The organism is Dorea sp. 210702-DFI.3.17 (assembly GCF_020560825.1).
Taxonomy (GTDB): Bacteria; Bacillota; Clostridia; order Lachnospirales; family Lachnospiraceae; genus Dorea; species Dorea formicigenerans.
This window is the reverse complement of the sequence record NZ_JAJCNB010000061.1, coordinates 1-5,164: the sequence shown is the minus strand read 5'-3', so window position 1 is coordinate 5,164 and position 5,164 is coordinate 1. Positions and strand designations below refer to the sequence as shown.

5 protein-coding genes are annotated in these 5,164 nt (G+C 41.1%); all 5 read left to right on the top strand.

What is annotated here, in order from left to right; genetic code table 11:
- Window positions 1-258: 258 nt before the first annotated feature.
- The gene (gene fsa / locus LI149_RS14745; RefSeq protein ID WP_005335290.1) at window positions 259-912 is read left to right on the top strand and encodes a fructose-6-phosphate aldolase; all 654 of its coding nucleotides are present in this window, start codon (window positions 259-261) and stop codon (window positions 910-912) included.
- Between the two features lie 92 nt (window positions 913-1,004).
- On the top strand, window positions 1,005-1,466 hold the full coding sequence (locus tag LI149_RS14740) for a hypothetical protein (protein WP_005337308.1): 462 nt from the start codon (window positions 1,005-1,007) through the stop codon (window positions 1,464-1,466).
- A gap of 117 nt (window positions 1,467-1,583) precedes the next feature.
- Window positions 1,584-2,750: a LysM peptidoglycan-binding domain-containing protein gene (locus LI149_RS14735; protein ID WP_022279687.1), complete on the top strand. Its 1,167-nt coding sequence runs from the start codon at window positions 1,584-1,586 to the stop codon at window positions 2,748-2,750.
- Window positions 2,751-2,803: 53 nt separating this feature from the next.
- Window positions 2,804-4,051, top strand: a complete 1,248-nt coding sequence (locus LI149_RS14730; protein WP_105310210.1) for a DUF5711 family protein — start codon at window positions 2,804-2,806, stop codon at window positions 4,049-4,051.
- Window positions 4,052-4,060: 9 nt separating this feature from the next.
- Entirely contained in the window at window positions 4,061-4,996 is a 936-nt protein-coding gene (locus LI149_RS14725; RefSeq protein WP_227143586.1) for a CvpA family protein, read from the top strand.
- The last annotated feature ends 168 nt before the right edge of the window (window positions 4,997-5,164 follow it).

Sequence of the window (5,164 nt, the reverse complement as noted above, 5' to 3'; positions counted from 1 at the left end):
AAAGTAAAAAACTACTTTTCACACTACTAAAATCCTTAACTTAATGACATTGTTTCTAAAAAAACCCCGTCCCCAATTTTTTCAACTACCGCGTATTTTCGCCTTTTTTCTCCTTTCACACCTGTCCCCAATTGATTTGTGCAGTTTTACTGCTTGACAAAATATATCTTGATATATGCAGGCAACTGGTCTATAATTTGCTTAGGTGGGCAGTAAGAATGAACAATGAGTTCATAGATTAAAGGAGGAACAGAAAAAATGAAATTTTTCATCGACACAGCTAAGGTAGAGGACATCAAAAAGGCAAACGACATGGGAGTTATCTGCGGAGTAACAACAAATCCATCCCTGATCGCAAAAGAGGGAAGAGTATTTGAAGAAGTTATTGCAGAGATTGCATCTATCGTTGATGGACCAATCAGCGGTGAGGTTAAAGCTACAACTGTTGATGCTGAGGGAATGATCGAGGAAGGAAGAGCAATCGCAAAGATTCATCCGAACATGGTAGTTAAGATTCCGATGACAGTAGAGGGACTTAAGGCAGTTAAAGTTCTTACAGCTGAGGGAATCAAGACAAATGTTACACTTGTATTCTCTGCTAATCAGGCACTTCTTGCTGCAAGAGCAGGTGCTACATATGTATCACCATTCTTAGGACGTCTGGATGATATCTCTACAAGAGGAACAGATCTTATTGCAGAGATTGCAGAGATGTTCGCAGTTGCAGGTATTGAGACAGAAATCATCGCAGCAAGTGTACGTAACCCAATGCACGTTACAGAGTGTGCGCTTGCCGGAGCAGATATTGCTACAGTACCTTACAAGGTAATCGAGCAGATGACACATCATCCATTAACAGATCAGGGAATCGCAAAATTCCAGGCTGATTACAAAGCTGTATTTGGCGAGTAAGATCAGTGGAGATTATATAGAACTATGAATATGAGGGGCATGTCTTTGGTGAGACATGCCTTTTTGCAATTCAAAGTGGGGAGTTATCAGTTATGTCAAAAAATAAATATACCGCTAAACGAGAATTTTACAAGTCAATACAGGACCTGGCGGAGCATCCGGTCGTGCTGGAAATGAAAAAATATCCGCAGCATGGGAAAACAAACTGCTATAAACATTGTCTCAGGGTGGCTTATTGCAATTACTGTCTCTGTAAAATGTTTCATCTGGATGCGAGATCTGCGGCGCGGGCAGGTATGATCCATGATTTGTTCCTTTATGACTGGCACACGCATGCTGCCCAGACGGGGGAACGGTTTCATGGGCTGAAGCATCCGGAGAAAGCATACCGAAATGCGAAGAAATATTTCCCATTAAATCAGATTGAAGTAGATATTATCCGGACACACATGTGGCCGGTGACATTTCGGACATTTCCGAGAACGAGAGAAGGCTGGGTTACGACCCTTACTGACAAGTATTGCAGTCTTCTGGAGACAGGACGTCGAAAGTAGGGGCGTGATGCCGTAAAGTTTCCGGGACAGGTCTCACCGATTGATAAATTATGCATATTTTCTGTGTTATCATTAACACCGCCATAGAGGCAAATATGTTTAATGAGGTGAGAGTATATGGAACGGCAGCTTCCGAAAAATGTAAGACAGATTGGAAATGTCTGTGATGAGCCAAAGATTTATGTGGAGGATTATGTAGACACATTTCTTGGGCAATTGCAGGAAAAAGCAATGGAGAAACCTGTAGCAGCGGCACTGGTCGGGGAGATCACAAAATGTGAGGACAAGGTGGTTGTGTATATATCAGGAGCGATCCAGGCAGAAGATGTAGAAGTTGAAGGAACAAATTTAAAGATTTCCGAAGAAATTTGGGAAAAAATAGAGAAGGAACAAAAAGAGTATTTCAAAGATCAGAAATTAATTGGCTGGTGCCTTTTGGAGACAGGACATCCAATGAGCATGAATCGTGGAGCGCAGGAGCTGCACCGGAAAATGTATGATCAGGAAAATACGATTTTTATATGGAAAGATGCTTCATCAAGTGACGAGATGTATTTTGCTTATAAATATAATGAGCTGATGCAGATCGGCGGTCATTACATTTATTATGAAAAAAATCCACAAATGCAGAATTACATGATTAACACACGCAGGCAGAATGGCGTGACACCCAGTGAAATGGTTGAGGATCGAGCTACAAAGGATTTTCGTAGTGCGGTGAGGCAGAGAATGGAGATTAAGGAGCAGAGTCAGAGTTCAAAATTATTATATGCGACCAGTGCGCTTCTTGTGGTGGTGGTACTGGCAATAGGTGTCTCAATGATGAATAATTTTGAACGCATGGAATCTGTACAGCAGTCACTTGAGCAGCTCGCAAGTGCGAAAGGAACAGAGGCAAAGGTGGATGATAATGCTCAGGTGAACGACCAGCGTGTGAATGGAGAAAATGAAAATCAAATTAATGCGCAGTCTGAAGGGCAAAATCAAGAGGAAACAAAGGGAAATCAGAATAGTGAGACGGTTGCAGCCAGCGGTTCCGTAAAAGCTTCCAGTGATACAAAAAAATCAAACGACGCAAAATCAGAAGGAACGGTTCCGGAAGTGTCGACCGTACAGGAACAACTCAGTCAGTCGGACTATTATACTGTGAAAAAAGGAGATACATTGGCAAGCATCAGTAAGAAGACATATGGGGATACCGGCCATGTAGAGGCAATTTGTAAAATGAACGGGCTGTCAGACGGGAACCTGATTTTCATCGGGCAAAAGCTATTGTTACCATAGCTCGGAGTGTGGTACAATAGGGAGAAATAATAAATATGAAGGGAATCTGAATATTGAATCGAAAGAATAAAGATCTGCGGGTGGTGCGGGACTCGGAAGATGTGGACAAACTGGTCAGGCGGATCATGGACAATACAGAAGATGAAGAAACACAGATGGCGCAACTGGAGGAACAGGTGAAGGCGCATAAAAAGAAGATCAGAATAAGAATTCTGATAGTATTCATTTTGATTGTGGCAGCGTCCGTAGGAATCTATTTATTTATACATTTACAGACGTATACGAATGTGCGGGTGGCGAACACTTATCCGGAGGCAGGAAGTACGGACAGCAATTACAAGGAATTTTCGGAAGGTGTAATTCGTTACAGTAGAGATGGAATGGCATATTTGAGTCGGCAGGGGGAAGAGAAATGGAACCAGGCTTATCAGATCAAGACTCCGACTGTTGTAGCAGGAGATGATTGTGCAATAATTTTTGACAAAGGCGGTAATGACGTTGTCATTTTTCAAAATGACGGTGTAAAGGGCGAGATCCATACAACGCTTCCGATAGAAAAAGCGACAGTATCCAGTCAGGGAATTGTGTGTGCGGTGTTGAAAGACAGTTCATCACCCAAAATCGTCTGTTATGATACTGCAGGAAATATCCTGGTGGAGCATAAGACATCGCTGACCGGAACAGGATACCCGATGGATGTTGCTATTTCACCAGATGCAGAAGTGATGCAGGTCGCATATTTGTATACGCAGGACGGCAGTGTGACATCAAGGGTAGTTTACTATAATTTTGGCAGTGCAGGGGAACAGGAGACGGATCATCAGGTTACACAGGAAGAATATAAAGGAACACTGATGGCAGAAGGATTTTTTATGAACCAGAAGATTTCAGCAGTAGTCGGAGATAATATGCTGACAATATATCAAGGCGAAAGTGTTCCGAAAGAGACCAGTCAGATTAAGATAGACAAAGAGATAAAAAGCGTATTTCACGATAACAAATATATTGGTCTGGTCTTGAAAAATGAAGGAAAAGGCGGTTATGAACTCCGGCTTTACAATACGTCGGGAAAGCAGACATTGTCAAAAGATTTTACCGGGGATTATGGAAATGTAAAATTAAGCGGCGGCCAGGTGATTATGTATGATGGAAATAACTGCAGTATTTTCCTGAAAAGCGGAATACAGAAATTTGAAGGAGAGATAGAAACGAATATTCGTGAAATTTTTCCAACTATGGGAGTTAATAAATACATTGTGATAAATGCAAACGGCATGGAGAATGTCCGTCTTGTAAAATAAGGAGAAGGTATGGAGTGGAATTGGTTAACGATAGCAGTAGCAGGAGTATTTCTACTGGGATTTTTGATTGGAATCTACCGGGGAGCGATTCGTATCGCTGTGTCACTTGCGACTACGATTTTAACAATTGTCATTGTAGTTGCAGCATTACCTTATGTTTCATCGGCAATAGAAAAGCATACGCCGATTGATGAAATGATTAAAAGCCAGGTAACGAACACGATGGCGAAAGCGGCAGCTTCCCAGTTGACTGGAGGCAGTGATGACAATGGGTCAGCGGGAATTTCAGCAGAAAGTGTACGAAAAGCATTGAAGGCAGCAGGGATTAGTGAAGAAGAATTGCAATCTTACGGTGTGTCGGTAGATGATATTGTAAATGGAAAGATTACAGGAGAGCAATTGGCGCAGTATGGAATTTCCAGCAGTATTTTAGACGGTGTAAATAATGACGAAGTCAGCGAAGAAGTCAAAAATGCAATTGAGGGGGCAGATATTCCAAGAGATCTTCAGGTAGCAGCTATAGAAAAAGCAGATCTTCCAGCAGTATTTAAGACACAGTTGTCTACCAATAATAACAGTGAAATTTATTCACAACTGGGAGTACAGACATTTGCACAGTATGTAGGAGAATTCCTGTCAAAACTAATTATTCATATTATTGCATTCCTGGGAACATTTTTGATTGTGACTATTATACTGCGTGCAATTGTATTTGCACTTGATATTGTGGCAGAATTACCTGTGCTGGGATTCATTAACCGGCTTGCAGGTGGAGTTGTTGGACTTGGCTGTGCACTTATCATTGTATGGGTGGCATTTATTATTATCACAATGCTCTATATGACAAGCATTGGAAAAGAAGCTTATGAACTGATTCAGAACAATGATATAATAAAAATGATATATGATTATAATCCGATTATGCAATTAGCGGTGAAATTTTAAAGCTTTGACACGTAGTATTTTAGTGAAATGCTACGTGTCAAACTGCGTTTAATGGAAACTCTTCTCGCAAAATAAGATACTTTAATTGCAATTTGGGGTATTAATTTGGGGGAAATGTAATTCAAACTGCAAATATGAACAAGTAAAGCGAAATGTGATAACTAAAAT